Annotated in this window: 15 protein-coding genes; 9 read left to right on the top strand and 6 right to left on the bottom strand. The window is 65.7% G+C overall.

The window, feature by feature from the left end; genetic code table 11:
- Positions 1–40: 40 nt before the first annotated feature.
- From ACQR2C_RS19415 to ACQR2C_RS19390, 6 genes are all read right to left on the bottom strand, one after another.
- Positions 41–1,264 (bottom strand): ABC transporter substrate-binding protein, encoded by a 1,224-nt coding sequence (locus ACQR2C_RS19415; RefSeq protein WP_315805738.1) that lies wholly within the window; start codon positions 1,262–1,264, stop codon positions 41–43.
- Positions 1,265–1,274: 10 nt separating this feature from the next.
- Positions 1,275–2,291 (bottom strand): branched-chain amino acid ABC transporter permease, encoded by a 1,017-nt coding sequence (locus ACQR2C_RS19410; RefSeq protein WP_316238196.1) that lies wholly within the window; start codon positions 2,289–2,291, stop codon positions 1,275–1,277.
- Between the two features lie 2 nt (positions 2,292–2,293).
- Entirely contained in the window at positions 2,294–3,172 is an 879-nt protein-coding gene (locus ACQR2C_RS19405) for a branched-chain amino acid ABC transporter permease (RefSeq protein ID WP_315805740.1), read from the bottom strand.
- 13 nt (positions 3,173–3,185) lie between these two features.
- Positions 3,186–3,899, bottom strand: a complete 714-nt coding sequence (locus tag ACQR2C_RS19400; protein ID WP_315805741.1) for an ABC transporter ATP-binding protein — start codon at positions 3,897–3,899, stop codon at positions 3,186–3,188.
- Positions 3,896–4,693 carry an ABC transporter ATP-binding protein gene (locus tag ACQR2C_RS19395; RefSeq protein ID WP_434881867.1) on the bottom strand — a complete coding sequence of 266 codons (798 nt, stop codon included), beginning with the start codon at positions 4,691–4,693 and terminating at the stop codon, positions 3,896–3,898. Before ACQR2C_RS19395 ends, ACQR2C_RS19400 begins: the two co-directional genes overlap by 4 nt.
- Positions 4,694–4,759: 66 nt before the next feature.
- Positions 4,760–5,656: an IclR family transcriptional regulator gene (locus ACQR2C_RS19390; protein ID WP_315805743.1), complete on the bottom strand. Its 897-nt coding sequence runs from the start codon at positions 5,654–5,656 to the stop codon at positions 4,760–4,762.
- A 213-nt stretch (positions 5,657–5,869) separates the two neighbouring features.
- On the opposite strand from ACQR2C_RS19390, the gene ACQR2C_RS19385 reads away from it, so the two are divergent.
- From ACQR2C_RS19385 to ACQR2C_RS19345, 9 genes are all read left to right on the top strand, one after another.
- Entirely contained in the window at positions 5,870–7,963 is a 2,094-nt protein-coding gene (locus ACQR2C_RS19385; protein ID WP_315805744.1) for a 3-hydroxyacyl-CoA dehydrogenase NAD-binding domain-containing protein, read from the top strand.
- A gap of 175 nt (positions 7,964–8,138) precedes the next feature.
- Entirely contained in the window at positions 8,139–9,803 is a 1,665-nt protein-coding gene (gene pimA / locus ACQR2C_RS19380) for a dicarboxylate--CoA ligase PimA (protein ID WP_434881866.1), read from the top strand.
- A gap of 19 nt (positions 9,804–9,822) precedes the next feature.
- Positions 9,823–11,010 (top strand): acetyl-CoA C-acyltransferase, encoded by a 1,188-nt coding sequence (locus ACQR2C_RS19375; protein ID WP_434881865.1) that lies wholly within the window; start codon positions 9,823–9,825, stop codon positions 11,008–11,010.
- Positions 11,011–11,250: 240 nt separating this feature from the next.
- The gene (pimC, locus tag ACQR2C_RS19370; protein ID WP_434881864.1) at positions 11,251–12,441 is read left to right on the top strand and encodes a pimeloyl-CoA dehydrogenase large subunit; all 1,191 of its coding nucleotides are present in this window, start codon (positions 11,251–11,253) and stop codon (positions 12,439–12,441) included.
- 144 nt (positions 12,442–12,585) lie between these two features.
- The gene (gene pimD / locus ACQR2C_RS19365) at positions 12,586–13,728 is read left to right on the top strand and encodes a pimeloyl-CoA dehydrogenase small subunit (RefSeq protein ID WP_434881863.1); all 1,143 of its coding nucleotides are present in this window, start codon (positions 12,586–12,588) and stop codon (positions 13,726–13,728) included.
- A 236-nt stretch (positions 13,729–13,964) separates the two neighbouring features.
- On the top strand, positions 13,965–14,738 hold the full coding sequence (locus ACQR2C_RS19360; RefSeq protein WP_315805749.1) for an SDR family NAD(P)-dependent oxidoreductase: 774 nt from the start codon (positions 13,965–13,967) through the stop codon (positions 14,736–14,738).
- A gap of 356 nt (positions 14,739–15,094) precedes the next feature.
- On the top strand, positions 15,095–16,597 hold the full coding sequence (gene glpK, locus ACQR2C_RS19355; protein WP_434881862.1) for a glycerol kinase GlpK: 1,503 nt from the start codon (positions 15,095–15,097) through the stop codon (positions 16,595–16,597).
- A 9-nt stretch (positions 16,598–16,606) separates the two neighbouring features.
- Positions 16,607–17,200, top strand: a complete 594-nt coding sequence (locus ACQR2C_RS19350) for a GNAT family N-acetyltransferase (protein WP_315805751.1) — start codon at positions 16,607–16,609, stop codon at positions 17,198–17,200.
- 60 nt (positions 17,201–17,260) lie between these two features.
- Positions 17,261–17,893, top strand: a complete 633-nt coding sequence (locus tag ACQR2C_RS19345; RefSeq protein ID WP_434881861.1) for a glutathione S-transferase family protein — start codon at positions 17,261–17,263, stop codon at positions 17,891–17,893.
- The last annotated feature ends 237 nt before the right edge of the window (positions 17,894–18,130 follow it).

The following is an 18,130-nucleotide window of genomic DNA, read 5'->3' as shown; positions in this document are numbered from 1 at the left end:
GCCAGTGGAGATCGGCACCGCTTTCTGCGGCGATGCGCGATTACTCGATGGCGCCGCTGATCGCCTCGCCGAACAGCTCCCACTTCTCGCCCTTGAACCGCATCATCTGCAATTGCTCGATGGGCGCGAAGTCGGTAGCCGAGGTGTTGATCTTGACGCCCGGCAGCAGCGTGTCGGGCGCGAAGTCCTTCAGGCTCGCGGCCTGCTTCATCACGTTGGCGCGGGTCAGGTCGTCACCGCACATCTGCAGCACCTTCACCAGCGTCTGCGCGGCGCCGTAGCCGTAGACGGTCGAGCTGTCGAGCTTGTTGGCGTCGGGATAGTACTGCGCGAGGAAGTCGAAGAACTTCTTCATGCCGGGATCATCGTTCCACTGCGGATCCGCAGCATCCTTGGCGTAGGCGGCCGAAAGAATCCCTTGCGAGTTCTCGAAGCCGGCCGGCTTGATCACGCTGCCGACCGAGGCCGACACGTTGACGACCAGATGCGTCGGATGCCAGTCGATCTCGGCAAGCTTCTTGATCGCCTGCGCCGCGAACTTGGGCGTGGTGACGCTGAAGAAGACGTCGGCGCCGGAGGCCTTCAGCTTGACGATGTGGCCGTCGATCGAGGGTTCGGACGTCTCGTAGCTCTCCTCCATGACGATCATGGACGCGGCCTTGTCGCCGAGGCCGTCCTTGAGGCCCTTCAGATAGTCCTTGCCGAAATCGTCGTTCTGGAACAGCACGCCGACCTTGGCGCCGGGCTTGTCCTTGAGCAGGTACTTCGCGTAGATGCGGCCCTCGCTCTGGTAGCTCGGCTGCCAGCCCATGGTCCAGGGGAAGTTCTTCGGGTCGTTCCACTTGGTGGCGCCGGTGGCGACGAACAGTTGCGGGATCTTCTTGCCGTTGAGATATTTCTGGATCGCCGAGTTCGAGGGCGTGCCGAGCGGGTTGAAGACGAACAGGACCTCGTCGCTTTCGACCAGCTTGCGCACCTGCTCGACCGCCTTGGGCGGCGAATAGGCGTCGTCATAGCTGACGAAGTTGATCTTGCGGCCGTTGATGCCGCCCTCGGCGTTGATCTTCTTGAAATACGCCTCCTCGGTCTTGCCGATCACGCCGTAGGCGGACGCCGGTCCGCTGTAGGGCATGATGTTGCCGATCTTGATCTCGGTATCCGACGCGCCGGTATCGTATTTCTTCTGGGCGAGTGCTGCGCCCGAGGTGAGGGCGATGACCGCCGTCGCGATCGCGGCGATTCGTAGTTGTTGAACGACCTGCAAGAGTTCCTCCTTAGTTCTTTCTGAGTTTGCCGAGCAGCTGCTGCGCCACCATCGCCACCTGCCGCGAGCCGTGCGGCACGAGGAAGATGACGAGGAACAGCAGCACGCCGAACACCGCGCCGGACAGGCCCTTCGAAATGCCTTCGGCGATGTTGGGAACGAAGATGATGAAGGCCGCGCCGACGAACGATCCGGGCAGCCAGCCGACGCCGCCGACGACCATGCCGAGGAACAGCGAGATCGCGAGCACGATCGTGTAGCTGTCGGGTGCCACGAACTGCACGGCGATGGCGCCGAGGCCGCCGGCGACGCCGGTGATGCCGGCGCTGACGCCGAACGCCAGCGTCTTGTAGGTCGCGACGTCGATGCCCATGGCGGATGCCGCGATCTCGTTGTCGCGGATCGCCATGAAAGCCCGCCCCGACCGCGAGCGCAGGAGGTTCACCGAGAACACGTAGATCGCGATCGTGATCGCCAGCGTGAAGTAGTACAGCCACATGTCCTGCGACATCGGCAGGCCGAACGGCGCGTCCGGCTTGGTGACGACGAGGCCCTGCACGCCGCCGGTCCATTCCTCGAAGAAGCCGAGCTTGAGGATCTGCGGCATCGCGGTGGCGAGCGCGAAGGTGGCGAGCGCGAGATACACGCCCGAGAGCCGCAGCGCCGGCTGGCCGAACAGGAAGCCGGCGCCGAAGCAGATCACGCCGGCGACCGGCAGGGTCAGCGCGTAGTTGACATTGTACTGCTCCATCAGGATCGCCGACGTATAGGCTCCGATGGCGTAGAAGGCGCTGTTGCCGAGCGAGAACTGGCCGGATCCGCCGGTCAGGATGTTCAGCGCCAGCACGGCCAGCCCGTAGATCAGCAGCATCGTCATCTGGAAGATGATGAAGTTCTTGACGAACAGTGGCACCACCAGGAGCAGCAGCACGACCACGAATGTGGTGCCGGAGCTCAGGGTCATGGCCCGCTTCGGAACGGCCTCGACCGCGGGCGCCTGGGATGTGATGTCCTCGATTGCGCTCATGATCAGACTCGCTTCACGATGTTGCGGCCGAACAGGCCGGCGGGCTTGATGACCAGGACGGAGATGATGAGGGCCAGAGCGATCGGCAGCTTCATCTCGTTGCCGACATGCGGGATGTAGGTTCCGGCGAGATTTTCGAAGATGCCGACCAGGAAGCCGCCGAGCACCGCGCCGAACGGGCTGGTCAGGCCGCCGAGCACGGCGGCGGCGAACCCGTAGATCAGCACGCCGCCCATCATGTTCGGCTCGAGGAAGACCACCGGCGCGATCAGCATGCCGGCGATCGAGCCGATCGCTGCCGCCATGCCCCAGCCGAGCGCGATCATCCACGACGTGTTGATGCCGACCAGCCGCGCCGACTCGGGCACCGCCGCCGCCGCACGCATCGCAAGCCCGACCCTGGTGTACTGGAAGAAGAAGTACAGGCCGATCAGCAGCAGCAAGGTGATGCCGATCATGCCGGCCTGGTGCGTCGAGATCAGCTGGCTGCCCAGGAACGGCGACGATCCGAACGGCGTCGGATACTGCTTGATGGTGAAGTCCCAGGTCAGTCCGGCAAAGGAGTTGATGATCGAGTACAGCGCGATGAAGCCGGCGACCTGAGTCAGGATCGGCGCCTTGGTGAGCGGCTTGAACAGCACGCGCTCGATCGCGATGCCGCCGGCAAAGGAGAGGGCCAGCGTCGCCACGAAGGCGACCCAGTAGGGCAGGCCCCATTGCATCAGCTGCCAGGAGATGAATGTCGAGAACATCGCCATCTCGCCTTGCGCGAAGTTGAGATGGTCGATCGCCTGGTAGATCATCACGACCGCGAGCGCCATGCAGGCGTAGATCGCGCCAGTCGCAATGCCGGCCAGGACCTGGTTGGTGAACAGCTCCATTGTCCCGCCTCCGTTAGTAGCCCAGATAGGATTTGCGAACGTTCTCGTCGTTCGCGATGTCCGAGGCCGCGCCGGACATGACGATGCGGCCGGTCTCGATCACATAGGCCTGATCGGCGAGCTCCAGCGCGAGCTGCGCGTTCTGCTCGACGACGAGGATCGATACCTTTTCCTCGCGGTTGATCTTGCCGAGGATGCCGAAGAGGTCGCGGACCACCAGCGGTGCGAGGCCGAACGACGGCTCGTCGAGCAGCATCAACCTGGGACGCAGCATCAGCGCCCGCGCCACGGCCAGCATCTGCTGCTCGCCGCCGGACAGGGTGCCGGCCTGCTGCGTATGACGCTCCTTCAGCTTGGGGAAGTAGGAATACATCCGCTCGATGTCGGCGACGATGCCCGCCTTGTCGGAGCGGGTGATGGCGCCGAGCTGCAGGTTTTCCTCCACCGTCATGTTGGTGAAGGTGCCGCGACCCTGCGGGACATGGGCGATGCCGAAGCGCACGATGCTCTCGGTCGATTTGTTGTTGAGCGGCTTGCCCTCGAACTCGATCGCACCGGTCGAGCGCACCATGTTGCAGATCGCGCGCAGGGTGGTGGTCTTGCCGGCGCCATTGGCGCCGAGCAGGGTTGTCAGCGAGCCTTCGTTGAGAGAGAAGGAGAGGCCGTGCAGGGCCTGGACCTGGCCGTAATAGGCGCGCAGGTCCTTGACGTTGAGCAGCGCCGTCATTGATCCTTGCTCCCGAGATAGGCCTTGATGACGTCGGGATTGCCCTGCACCTGCGCGGGCGTGCCCTCGGCGAGCTTGCGGCCGAAATTCAGCGCCACGACGTGGTCGGCGATCGACATGACCAGGCCCATGTGATGCTCGACCAGCAGCACGGTGATGTGGCGGTCGTCGCGGATACGGCGGATCAGGTCGCCGAGCACATAGACTTCCTCGTGATTGAGGCCGCCGGCGGGCTCGTCAAGCAGCAGGATCTTCGGGTCAGCGGCGAGCGCGCGCGCCAGCTCGACGCGCTTCTGGGTGCCGAACGGCAGCCCGGACACGGTCTTGTGCGCGACCTCCTCGAGGTTGAGATAGGCGAGAATCTCGTGAACCTTGGTATTCACCGAAGTCTCGCTGCGGCGGATCCAGGCGAGACGAAGCGAATCGGAGATGATGTCGCTCGAGGTCCGCGCATGCGTGCCGACGCGGACGTTGTCGAGCACCGACAGGTTCGGGAACAGCGCCACGTTCTGGAAGGTGCGGCCGATGCCGATCTCGGCGATGCGGTGTGGCGGCCGCTTCAGGATGCTGTGGCCTTCCATCAGGATGTCGCCGGAGCTCGGCTGGTAGAGCCGGCTGAGGCAGTTGAACAGCGTGGTCTTGCCGGCGCCGTTCGGGCCGATGAGGCCGAGGATCTGGCCCTGGCGCATGTCGAACGAGACGCCGTTCAGCGCCACGATGCCGCCGAACACGACGCTGACGTCGCGGACGGCGAGCAGCGGATCGTTGGTCTGGGCGAGTTGTGCCTGCGTCATCTCGTCTCGCCCCTCCCGAAATCGTTCAGGTCAGGACGCGGCGCCAGCCGACCGCGATGATGCAGGCTATCTGATACCCTCGGCAACACGGGCAACTTTTCCTCCTGGCTTCGGCTTTTTATTGAGTTCTTTGTGAGACGAATTGTTCGCATGAACATTCGTCTGATTAGTTTGCGGCGCAAGTCCGCCAAGCGCTGCTTCGATTTTCCTTACCATCGCCACGAGACGAGGTCCAATGTCGGTGAGCAGGCGCTCTTCCGTGAAGCGGAATGCAGGCGCGCCGCAATTGATCGCGTAAGGACCCGTTCCATCGTTGAGCCTCAACGCCGCGCCGACGGCGTGAACGTCATCCTGCCATTCGCCGGCCGAGATCGTGAAGCCGTACTTGGCGACGGTTTCGCCGGCGCGCTCGATCCCGTCACGGATCTTGGGCCAGCGGTTGCCGTAATGCTCGCGCATCTCGCGCATCAGCACGGCGCGTTCCTCTTCGGGCAGCGCCCAGAGATAGGCCCGGCCCATCGCGGTGGTCGCAATCGGAATGCGCGAGCCCACGTCGAGCTCGACGTTGACGACGCCGTGCCGGCTCTGGCCGATATAGATCATGCTGAGCCGGTCGCGGCCGCCGATTGCCACCGCACCGCCGGTCTCGCGCATCAGCTGCTCGCGGAACGGCTCGGAGAGCTGGCGCACGCCGAGATTGGCGAGCGCGGCGTAGCCGAGCAGCAGCGCTGACGGCGCCAGCTGATATTTCTCGAAGCGGGGAACGGGCGTGAGATAGCCGAGCTTGGTCAGCGTGTAGGTCAGGCGCGACACGGTCGGCTTGGGCAGGTTGGTGCGCGCCGCGATCTCCTGGTTGCCCAGCAGGCCGTCATTGGGCCGGAAAGCCCTGAGCACCTCGAGGCCGCGCGACAGCGCAACGACGAAGTTGCGATCGGTCGCAGCTTTCTTCCCTGGGCGTTTCATGTCATCGGCTGTTGATTGATGAGCCTCGTTGACAACGCTCGTGCTTCAAAATAACCCTGGCTGTCAAGATGTGGAATTAGATTTCGCACTGCGGAATTGATGTCCGGCAGCGGGTAGACGCAAGCAAGGCTGAACCTCTGCGCAAATGAAGAGCCAAGAAGGGGTCGGAACGTTAACCGGCCGCAAAGAAACGACATCCCAAGGAGCTTACGCGTGAGCGAAGTGGCAAAGCTTGATCGTCATGACATCATCGGCATCGTCACCATCGACAGTCCGCCCGTCAATGCGCTGAGTGCCGCAGTTCGCGGCGGCATCCTGGACAACGTCAAGGCGGCGATCGACGATCCCGCAATCAAGGCCATCGTGCTGACCTGCGGCGGACGCACCTTCATTGCCGGCGCCGATATCACCGAGTTCGGCAAGCCGCCGAAGCCGCCGGCGCTCAACGACGTGCTGAGCACGATCGAGAACAGCCCCAAGCCGGTCATCGCGGCGATTCATGGAACGGCGCTGGGCGGTGGTCTCGAAGTGGCGCTCGCCTGTCATTATCGTGTCGCCACCAAGGAGGCGAAGCTCGGCCTGCCCGAGGTGAAGCTCGGCCTGCTGCCGGGCGCGGGCGGAACGCAGCGCCTGCCGCGCGCGGTGGGGCCGGAGCTCGCGGTCAAGATGATCGTCGCCGGTGATCCGATCGGCGCAGCCGAAGCGCTGAAGGCGGGCCTGATCGAGGAGATCGTCGAGGGGCCGGCATCGGGCGGCGAAGCCTTCGCGCGCAAGGTGGTGGCGGAGAACCGTCCGCTGCGCAAGCTGCGCGACGATGACTCCAAGATCGCCGCGGCCAAGGCCGATCGCTCGATCTTCACCAATGCGGTCGCTGCGATCACCAAGAAGTCGCGCGGGCTGGAGGCGCCGTTCGCGGCGGCCGATGCGGTCGGCTATGCGATCGATCTGCCGTTCGACGAGGGCTTGAAGCGGGAGCGCGAGGGCTTCCTCAAGCTGCTCACCAGCGACCAGTCCAAGGCGCAGCGCTACGCGTTCTTTGCCGAGCGCGAGGCGGCCAAGATTGCCGGCGTGCCCGAGGGCACGAAGGGCCGCAAGGTCGAGCGCGTCGCCATCATCGGCGCCGGCACCATGGGCGGCGGCATCGCGATGTCGTTCGCCAATGCCGGCATCCCGGTCACCCTGATCGAGACCGCCGAGGAGCAGCTCAAGCGCGGCATGGGCATCATGCAGAAGAACTGGGAGGCGACCGCCGCGCGCGGCGGCATTCCGGCGGACGCCCCGGCCAAGCGCATGGCGCTGATCGACGGCAAGGTCGGTCTCGAGAACGTCAAGGACGCCGACCTCGTCATCGAGGCGGTGTTCGAGACCATGGCCGTGAAGAAGGAAGTGTTCGGCAAGCTCGATCAATATGCCAAGCCGGGCGCGGTGCTGGCCTCGAACACTTCGTATCTGAACATCGACGCAATCGCCGCCGAGACCAGCCGTCCGCAGGACGTGCTCGGCATGCATTTCTTCTCGCCGGCCAACGTCATGAAGCTGTGCGAGATCGTGCGCGCGGAGAAGACCGCGCCGGATGCGCTCGTCACCGCCGTGTCGATCGCCCGCAAGATCGCCAAGGTGCCGGCCGTGGTCGGCGTCTGCGACGGCTTCGTCGGCAACCGCATGCTTGCGCAGCGTGGCAAGCAGGCCGAGAAGCTGTTGTTCGAAGGCGCGCTGCCGCAGCAGGTCGATGCCGTCGTCACCAAGTTCGGCATGCCGATGGGCCCGTTCGCGATGGGCGATCTCGCCGGCCTCGACATCGGCTGGCGCTCGCGCAAGGACCGCGGCATCAAGAGCGAGATCGCGGATGCGCTGTGCGAAGCCGGCCGCTTCGGCCAGAAGACCGGCAAGGGCTACTACAAATACGAGGCCGGCTCGCGTGCGCCGCTGCCGGATCCCGATGTCGAGAAGTTGATCGACGAGACGCTCGCCAAGCTCGGCCTCAAGCGCCGCGCGGTCAGCGACGAGGAGATCCTCGAGCGCATGATGTATCCGATGATCAACGAGGGCGCGAAGATCCTCGCCGAGGGCATCGCCGCGCGTCCGTCCGACATCGACGTTGTCTGGCTCTACGGCTATGGCTGGCCGATCTATCGCGGCGGCCCGATGTACTGGGCCGACAGCGTCGGCCTGAAGCACATTGCCGAGCGGCTGGCGTTCTATGCCAAGGAGACCAATGACCCGTCGCTGGAGCCAGCGCCGCTGCTGAAGAAGCTCGCCGACGAAGGCAAGACCTTCGCCTCGCTGGCGCAGGGGAAGGCCGCTTGAGGCGGCCCAACTATCACTCTGCGCCCGGCTGCGCTCCCCTCCCCCTTGCGGGGAGGGGTTGGGGGTCCACACGGGCAGTCTCGCCCGGGCCCACCCCCCTCCCTGACCCTCCCCCACAAGGGGGGAGGGAACGGAGACAGCGGGGCCGTCTTACGCCAACGGACATCGAGCTCGCATGACCCATCCTGGCGAACAGTTCTATCCCGAAGGCGTCCGCTGGGACGCGCCGATCGCGCGTGGCACCTTGCCGGATCTGCTGGCAAAGGCGGTCAGTGACTTCGGCGATGGCGACGCGCTGGAATTCCGCGACCGCCCCATCACTTTCAAGCAACTCGCGGCGCTCGTCGACCAGGCCGCCGCCGCGTTCCTGCGCGCCGGCTTCGGCAAGGGCGCGTCGATCGCGCTGTTCCTCGGCAATACGCCGGATCATCCGATCAACTTCTTCGGCGCGCTCAAGGCCGGCGCCCGCGTGGTGCACCTGTCGCCGCTCGATGGCGAGATCGCCTTGTCGCACAAGCTCAGCGATTCCGGCGCGCGCATTCTCGTCACGTCGAACCTATCAGCGCCGCTGCCGACCGCGTTGAAGTTCCTCGCCAAGGGACTGATCGATCGCCTGATCGTCTGCGAGGATGATGATTGGGGCAAAGTCGGCACGCCGCAGACGGCGCTGCCGGACAATCCCGCGGTGATTACGCACCGCGCCTTCGTCGAAGGCGCCGTTGCGCCTATGGCGTGGCCTTCGATCTCGCCCGACGACATCGCCCTGCTGCAATATACCGGCGGCACCACCGGCCTGCCCAAGGGTGCGATGCTGACCCATGGCAATCTCACCTCCGCGGTGTCGATCGCCGAAGTCTGGGGCCGCGCGACGCGTGCAAACGGTAACGGCTCCGACCGCGTGATCTGCGTCTTGCCGCTGTTCCACATCTATGCACTGACGGTGGTGCTGCTGACCTCGCTGCGCCTCGGCAGCCTGATCTCGCTGCACCAGCGCTTCGATCTCGACGCCGTGATGCGCGACATCGAGGTCAAGCGCGCGACCTATTTTCCCGGCGTGCCGACGATGTGGATCGCGATCGCCAACCTGCCCGATCTCGACAAGCGTGATCTGTCGTCGCTGACCAGCGTCGGCTCCGGCGGCGCGCCGCTGCCGGTCGAGGTCGCGCGCATCCTGGAGCGACGCGTCGGCATGAAGCTGAAGAGCGGCTGGGGCATGACCGAGACCTGCTCGCCCGGCACCGCCCATCCCAAGGGTGGCCCGGACAAGCCCGGCTCGATCGGGATCACGCTGCCCGGCATCGAGATGGACGTCGTGTCGCTCGAGGATCCCGCAAAGGTGCTCGGCGTGAACGAGGTCGGCGAGATCCGGATCAAGGGGCCGAACGTCACCAAGGGCTATTGGAACCGGCCGGAGGAAACGGCGCAGTCGTTCGTCGGCGATCATTTCCTGACCGGCGACATCGGCTATGTCGACGCCGACGGTTTCTACTTCCTGGTCGACCGCAAGAAGGACATGATCATCTCCGGCGGCTTCAACGTCTATCCGCAGATGATCGAGCAGGCGATCTACACCCATCCGGCGGTGCAGGAGGTCATCGTGATCGGTATTCCCGACGCCTATCGCGGCGAGGCGGCCAAGGCCTTCATCAAGCTGCGAGACGGCTTCGCGCCGTTCCCGGTCGAGGATCTCCGCGCCTTCCTCACCGGCAAGCTCGGCAAGCACGAGCTGCCGGCGGCGGTCGAGTTCGTCGACGAGCTGCCGCGCACGCCGGTCGGCAAGCTGTCGCGTCACGAACTGCGCCAGCAGCAATCACCCGCGTCTCAAATCAAACATCAGTGACAACAACAGGAGGTCGCACATGACCGATGCCGTCATCGTTTCCACCGCCCGCACGCCGATCGGCAAGGCCTATCGCGGCGCGCTCAATGCCACCGGCGGCGCGACGCTGCTCGGCCACGCCATCGGCGAGGCGGTCAAGCGCGCCAAGGTCGATCCGGCAGAGGTCGAGGATGTCGTGATGGGCGCGGCCTTGCAGCAGGGCTCGACCGGCGGCAACATCGCGCGCAAGGCGCTGCTGCGTGCCGGCCTGCCGGTGTCGGTCGGCGGCACCACGATCGACCGCCAATGCGCCTCCGGTCTGCAGGCGATTGCGCTCGCGGCGCGCTCGGTGATCTTCGACGGTGTCGAGATCGCAGTCGGCGGCGGCGGCGAATCGATCTCGCTGGTCCAGAACGACAAGATGAACAGCTTCCAGGCCACCGATCCGGCGCTGCTCGAGATCAAGGGCGATGTCTACATGCCGATGATCGACACCGCCGAGGTCGTCGCCAAGCGCTACGGCATCTCCCGCGAGCGGCAGGACGAATATGCGCTGGAGAGCCAGCGCCGCACCGCAGCCGCGCAGCAGGGCGGCAAGTTCAACGACGAGCTGGCACCGATCACCACCAAGATGGCGGTCACCGACAAGGCCACGGGCAATGTCTCGTTCAAGGACGTCACCCTGTCGCAGGACGAGGGGCCGCGTCCTGAGACGACCGCCGAAGGTCTCGCCGGCCTCAAGGCCGTGCGCGGCGACGGCTTCTCAATCACCGCCGGCAATGCCAGCCAGCTGTCCGACGGCGCCTCGGCCTGCGTCATCATGAGCGACGCCACCGCAGCCAAGCGCGGCCTGCAGCCGCTCGGCATCTTCCGTGGCTTCGTCGCGCATGGCTGCGAGCCGGACGAGATGGGCATCGGCCCGGTGTTCGCCGTGCCGCGTCTGTTGAAGCGCCACGGCCTCACCGTCGACGACATCGGCCTCTGGGAGCTCAACGAGGCGTTCGCCGTGCAGGTGCTGTACTGCCGCGACAAGCTCGGCATCGACCCGGACAAGATCAACGTCAATGGCGGCGCTATCGCGGTCGGCCATCCCTACGGCATGTCGGGCGCGCGGCTCACGGGCCATGCGCTGATCGAAGGCCGCCGCCGCAAGGCCAAGTACGCCGTCGTCACCATGTGCGTCGGGGGCGGCATGGGTGCCGCCGGCCTGTTCGAGGTGCTGCAGTAACAACCACAGCTGTCGTCCGGGCAAGCTCGGGCGGGATTTCAAACAGCTGTCGTCCCGGACAAGCCTGCGGGTGCAACAGCGCTCGCGGGCGCAGATCCGGGACCCATACCGCGTGATGTCGCTTGGGCCACGATGGCAGACGCCTTTCGCCCCAACGTCCGCCGGTGGTTATGGGTCCCTGCTTTCGCAGGGACGACAGCGGAACGAAACGAACGATCGAGATACTAACGGGAGGATCCAATGGATCTTGCATTCACGAAGGAAGAGCAGGCGTTCCGCGAGGAAGTGCGGCAGTTCTTCAAGGACAACGTGCCACCGGAGACACGGCGGAAGATGATCGAGGGCCGCCATCTGTCGAAGGACGAGATGGTGACCTGGTGGCGCATCCTCAACAAGAAGGGCTGGGGCGTCTCACACTGGCCGACGGAATATGGCGGCACGGGCTGGACCTCGGTGCAGCACTACATCTTCAACGAGGAGCTGCAGGCCTATCCGGCGCCGCAGCCGCTCGCCTTCGGGGTCAGCATGGTCGGCCCGGTCATCTACACCTTCGGCAACGAGGAGCAGAAGAAGAAGTATCTGCCGCGCATCGCCAATGTCGACGACTGGTGGTGCCAGGGCTTCTCCGAGCCGGGCTCGGGCTCCGACCTGGCGTCGCTGAAGACCAAGGCCGAGCGCCGCGGCGACAAGTGGATCATCAACGGCCAGAAGACCTGGACCACCTTGGCCCAGCACGCCGACATGATCTTCTGCCTGTGCCGCACCGATCCTTCCGCGAAGAAGCAGATGGGCATTTCCTTCATCGTCTTCAGCATGAAGTCGAAGGGCGTCACGGTGCGTCCGATCCAGACCATCGATGGCGGCCACGAGGTCAACGAGGTGTTTTTCGACGACGTCGAGGTGCCCATCGAGAACCTGATCGGCGAGGAGAACAAGGGCTGGGACTACGCAAAATTCCTGCTCGGCAATGAGCGCACCGGCATCGCCCGTGTCGGCGTCTCCAAGGAGCGCATCCGCCGCATCAAGGAGCTCGCCGCCAAGATCGAGTCCGGTGGCCGTCCGGTGCTGGAGGATCCGTCGTTCCGCGAGAAGCTCACCGCATGCGAGGTCGAGCTCAAGGCGCTGGAGCTGACGCAGCTGCGCGTCGTCGCCGACGAGGGCAAGCACGGCAAGGGCAAGCCCAATCCGGCGTCTTCGGTGCTGAAGATCAAGGGCTCGGAGATTCAGCAGACCACGACCGAGCTGCTGATGGAGGTGATCGGTCCGTTCGCCGCGCCCTACGACATCCATGGCGACGACGACAGCAACGAGACCATGGATTGGACCGCGCAGATCGCGCCGAGCTACTTCAACAACCGCAAGGTCTCGATCTACGGCGGCTCCAACGAGATCCAGCGCAACATCATCGCCAAGGCGGTGCTGGGGCTCTGACGTGTGAGCCGCAGCGCTTCGACAACGCACGCCGTCATGGCCGGGCTTGACCCGGCCATCCACGTGCAGCCCGGACGGGCACGACGTGGATGCCCGCGGCAAGCGCGGGCATGACGGAGAATGGGGATACTGGAGAGTCAACAAATGGATTTTGATCTCACCGAGGAGCAGCGCCTCCTCAAGGACAGCATCGACGGCCTGCTGGCGGATGCCTACGATTTCGACAAGCGCAAGCTGTACATGAAGGAGAAGGGCGGCTGGAGCCGGGCGATGTGGTCCAAGCTCGCCGAGCAGGGCCTGCTCGGTCTGCCGTTCTCCGAGGACGACGGCGGCTTCGGCGCCGGCGGCGTCGAGACCATGATCGTGATGGAGGCGATGGGCCGCGCGCTGGTGCTCGAGCCTTACCTCGCCACGGTCGTGCTGGCCGGCGGCTTCCTCCGCCATGGCGGATCGGCGGCGCAGAAGACGGCGTACCTGCCCGGAATCATCGACGGCAGCAAGACGTTTGCGTTCGCGCAGCTCGAGAAGCAGTCGCGCTACGACCTGTTCGATGTCGCCACCTCCGCCAAGAAGAAGGGCGACGGCTGGGTCATCGACGGCGAGAAGTTCGTCGTGCTCAACGGCGAGAATGCCGACACCCTGATCGTCTCCGCGCGCACCTCCGGTGGCCAGCGCGACAAGTCGGGCATCGGCGTGTTCATCGTGCCGGCCGACGCGAAGGGCGTCACCCGCAAGGGCTATCCGACCCAGGACGGCCTGCACGCGGCGGACATCACCTTCACCGGTGTGGAAGTGGGCGCCGACGCCGCGATCGGCGATCCTGCCAACGCTCTGCCGCTGATCGAGCGCGTCGTCGACGAGGCCCGCATCGCACTGTGTGCGGAAGCCGTCGGCCTGATGGACGAGTCGCTCAAGACCACGGTCGAGTACATCAAGACGCGCAAGCAGTTCGGCGTCGCGATCGGCTCGTTCCAGTCGCTGCAGCACCGCGCCTCCGACATGTTCGTCGCGCTGGAGCAGGCCCGCTCGATGTCGATGTTCGCCACCATGGCCGCCGACTTCGACGATGCCAAGGAGCGCGCCACCTCGATCGCCGCGGCCAAGGTGCAGATCGGCAAATCGGCCAAGTTCGTCGGCCAGCAGGCGATCCAGCTCCACGGCGGCATCGGCATGACGATGGAGGCCAAGATCGGCCACTACTTCAAGCGCCTGTCGATGATCGAGCTGACGTTCGGCGACACCGACTACCACATGCGCCGCGTCAGCGAGGCGGGTGGGGTGATCTAGGGCAATGCGCCGTTGCCGGGCTGGACCCGGCAACCCATCGCTCTTGAAAGAAGATGGATGCGCGGGTCAAGCCCGCGCATGACGATTCGAGGCGCTTCGGTGCCTACCAAAACGGCTCCAAAGGGATTTGATTTTTTGCCGTCATTGCGAGCGAAGCGAAGCAATGCAGGGCGTCACGCGTTGCCCTGGATTGCTTCGTCGCTTCGCTCCTCGCAATGACTCGGAGGACGCAGAATATGATCCCCAATCCCTTCAACCTCTCCGGCCAGGTCGCCGTCATCACCGGCTCGAGCCGTGGCATCGGCCGTGCTTCTGCGGAGCTGCTGGCGCAGCTCGGCGCCAAGGTCGTGATCTCCAGCCGCAAGGCCGACGCCTGCGAGGAAGTGGCAAGCGGCATCCGCGCGAGCGGTGGCGAGGCCCGCGTCATCCCCTGCAACATCTCGCGCCGCGCCGAGGTCGATGCGCTGATCGACGGCGCCGTCAGCCAATACGGCCAGGTCGACATCCTCGTCTGCAATGCTGCGGTCAACCCGTATTACGGTCCGCTGCTTGACATCACCGACGAGGCCTTCGACAAGATCATGGCCTCCAACGTGAAGAGCAATCTCTGGCTCTGCGCCAAGGCGATCCCGCCGATGGCCGCGCGCGGCAAAGGCTCGGTCGTCATCGTCTCCTCGATCGGCGGCCTGCGCGGCTCGACCGTGATCGGCGCCTACGGCATCTCCAAGGCCGCCGACTTCGCGCTGTGCCGCAGCCTTGCCGGTGAATGGGGCCCGCAAGGCGTGCGCATCAACTGCGTCGCGCCGGGCCTGATCAAGACCGACTTCGCCCGCGCGCTGTGGGAGGACGAAGCCCGCCTGAAACAGCGCTGCGCGACGACCCCGCTCCGCCGCATCGGCGAGCCGCACGAGATCGCCGGCGCGGTGGCGTATCTGGCGTCGGATGCCTCGACCTTCATGACGGGGCAGACCATCGTGGTCGACGGCGGCGTCACGACGGCGGCGGTGTAAAAATCTCTCCACACGATAGCCGCACCCTCTCCCCTTGTGGGAGAGGGTGGTTGCGCGAAGCGCAACCGGGTGAGGGGTCTCTCTCCGCGTACTCAGAGCGCGCATGTGGCGCCAACCGCTCACCCGAGTGAGCTTGCGGCTGTCGGCGGTGTGGCCCTCTCCCACAAGGGGAGAGGGCCCAGCCATGCGCAGCGCAGTGGTCCCAGCCAAGTTCGGACACGGGGTTGGATGCTCGTAAGGTGCGAACTCTCCACTTTTTCCAGAAGGACGTCGCGCGCTCCCAACCTCCTTGACCTTCCCCCGCCAATCCGCTTGCTTGTCGGCCCAACGTCGTCAACCTCCCGGGAAGAAACCCCATGTCCTTCGTGCTGGCCATCGATCAGGGCACCACGTCCTCGCGCGCGATCGTGTTCCGCTCCGACATCTCGATCGCCGCGGTCGCGCAGCAGGAATTTCCACAGCATTTCCCGGCCTCGGGCTGGGTCGAGCACGAGCCGGAGGATATCTGGACCTCGACGGTGATGACCTGCCGCGATGCGCTGGAGAAGGCGGGACTGGCCGCCAAGGACATCGCCGCGATCGGCATCACCAACCAGCGCGAGACCACCGTGGTGTGGGACCGCGCGACCGGCCAGGCCGTCCACCGCGCCATCGTCTGGCAGGACCGCCGCACCGCCGACATCTGCGCGCGTCTCAAAGCCGAAGGCCATGAGCCGGAGGTCAGCGCGAAGACCGGCCTGATCATCGATCCCTATTTCTCGGGCACGAAGGTCGCCTGGATCCTCGATCACGTGCCGGGCGCCCGCGAGCGCGCCGAGCGCGGCGAGCTGATGTTCGGCACCGTCGACTGTTATTTGCTGTGGCGGCTGACAGGCGGACGGGTCCACGCCACCGATGCCACCAACGCCTCGCGCACGCTGCTGTTCAACATACATACCGGGCAGTGGGACGACACCTTGCTGAAGCTGCTGCGCGTGCCGCGCTCGATGCTGCCCGAGGTGAAGGATTCCTCGGCCGATTTCGGCACCACGGTGCCAGACCTGTTTGGCGGTCCGATCAAGGTCGCGGGCATCGCCGGCGACCAGCAGGCGGCGACCATCGGCCAGGCCTGCTTCACGCCGGGCATGATGAAGTCCACTTACGGCACCGGCTGCTTCGCGCTGCTCAATACCGGTGCCACGCCGGTGAAATCGAACAACAAGCTGCTGACGACCATCGCCTATCAGCTCGACGGCGTCCGGACCTACGCGCTCGAAGGCTCGATCTTCGTCGCCGGCTCGGCCGTGCAATGGCTGCGCGATGGGCTCGGCATCATCAAGCATGCCGCCGAAACCGGCCCGCTCGCCGACAAGTCCGACTCGATGCAATCGGTCTATCTGGTGCCGGCCTTCGTCGGCCTCGGCGCACCGTATTGGAATCCGCGCGTGCGCGGCGCGCTGTTCGGCCTGACCCGCAACACCGGCCCCGCCGAGCTCGCGCATGCCACGCTGGAGAGCGTGTGCTACCAGACCTACGATCTGTGGGCCGCGATGCGCGCCGACTGGCCCGATGCGTCCGCAGCCACGATCGTGCTGCGCGTCGACGGCGGCATGACCGCATCGGACTGGACCATGCAGCGTCTCGCCGACCTGCTCGACGCACCAGTCGACCGTCCGATGATTCAGGAGACCACCGCGCTCGGCGCCGCTTATCTCGCCGGCCTCAACGCCGGCGTCTATCCGGAGCCGGAAAAGTTCGCCGACAATTGGCGGCTCGAGCACCGCTTCCGGCCGGCGATGAGCGCGGCCACGCGGGAGCGCAAGCTCGCCGGCTGGGCCCGCGCCGTGAAGGGCGTGCTGGCAAGCGACGAGGGCGAGTAGGTGAACGGCATGTCGGTCCCCGACGGCCACTACGACGTTCCACACGGCAAGGTCGCGGCCGTGGTGACCTCGCTGGAAATGGTGGCGCCGCCGGTGTTGCCGCCGGATCCGATCGGCGACTGGAGCATTCGCCGCGTCGCGCAGCCCGATCTCGATTGGTACCGCGACCTCTATGCCCGCGTCGGCTGGGAGTGGCTGTGGTCGCAGCGCACGCGGATGAGCGATGCGGAGCTTGCCAAGACAGTTCGCGCCGACGGAGTCGAGATCTACACCTTGGCGCATGACGGCGGTGACGAAGCCCTGCTGGAGCTCGACTTCCGCAACAAGACCGATTGCGAGCTGGTGCTGTTCGGCGTCACCGACAGGCTGATCGGCACCGGCGCCGGACGCCTGCTGATGAACCATGCGCTGCGCCGCGCCTGGGCGCAGCCGCTGACGCGGCTCTGGGTCCACACCTGCAGCTTCGATCATCCGCGCGCGCTGGCCTTCTACCAGCGCTCCGGCTTCCGCCCCTATCGCCGCCAGATCGAGATCGCCCCCGATCCCCGCCTCGACGGTACCCTGCCGCGTTCTGTCGCCGCGCATGTGCCGCTGCTCGCCTGAACGTGGCAGCTGACAACGGCGCCGAACGGCGCTTCAATGCGCCGCACAGGAGGATAACTGATGTTCCTGATCGGCCAATACGACTCGCCTTTCGTCCGCCGCACCGCGATCGCACTCGAGCTCTACGGCATCCCGTTCGAGCACAAGCCGTGGTCGACCTTCGGCGATGCCGACAAGATCGCGCCGTACAATCCGCTGCTCCGGGTGCCGGTGCTGGTGCTCGATGACGGCGAGGCGCTGATCGATTCGGCGGCGATCCTCGATCACCTCGATGAGGCCGTCGGGCCCGAGCGTGCCATGCTGGCGCGCAGCGGCGCGCCGCGCCGCAGGCAGCTGCATACGATCGCGCTCGCGACCGGTCTCGGCGACAAGGCCGTCAGCCTGATCTATGAGCGCGTGCTGCGCAAGGACCGCCTGGCCCTGTGGGTCGCGCGTTGCGAGACGCAGATCTCCGGCGTGCTGGCGATGCTGGAGGCGGAGCGCGCCGCCGCGACGACGGATTATTGGTATGGCGAGCGCATCGGCCACGCGGACATCGCCGTCGCCTGCGTCCTGCGCTTCACCCGCGAGGCGCATCCGCATCTGTTCGACGTGACGCGTTACCCGGCGCTGGCCACGCACGCCGCCCGCTGTGAGGCGCTGTCGCCATTCCAGGCTTTCGTCCAGCCACTGGCGCCGCCGAGCGGGGATTGAGCTCGTTGGAGCGAGCCGTCGCCCCGGCGATGGTGCGCTCCTTCTCCCGTTCCTCACGGGGAGAGGGGCAGCCGCACGAGAAGTGTCAGCGGAAAGACCTGCACCCCCTCACCCGGATTGCATCTGGCGATGCAATCCGACCTCTCCCCGCAAGCGGGGCGAGGTGCACCGCGCCAGCGGCGAGAGATGTTCTCACCTCAGCCCGCCAAGAGAAGCTGTGCAGCCAGGCGCGGAGCG

Source organism: Bradyrhizobium sp. HKCCYLRH3061 (genome assembly GCF_051168015.1).
Taxonomy (GTDB): Bacteria; Pseudomonadota; Alphaproteobacteria; order Rhizobiales; family Xanthobacteraceae; genus Bradyrhizobium.
The sequence above is the reverse complement of the archived record's forward strand: the minus strand, read 5'-3'. Positions and strand labels throughout refer to the sequence as shown.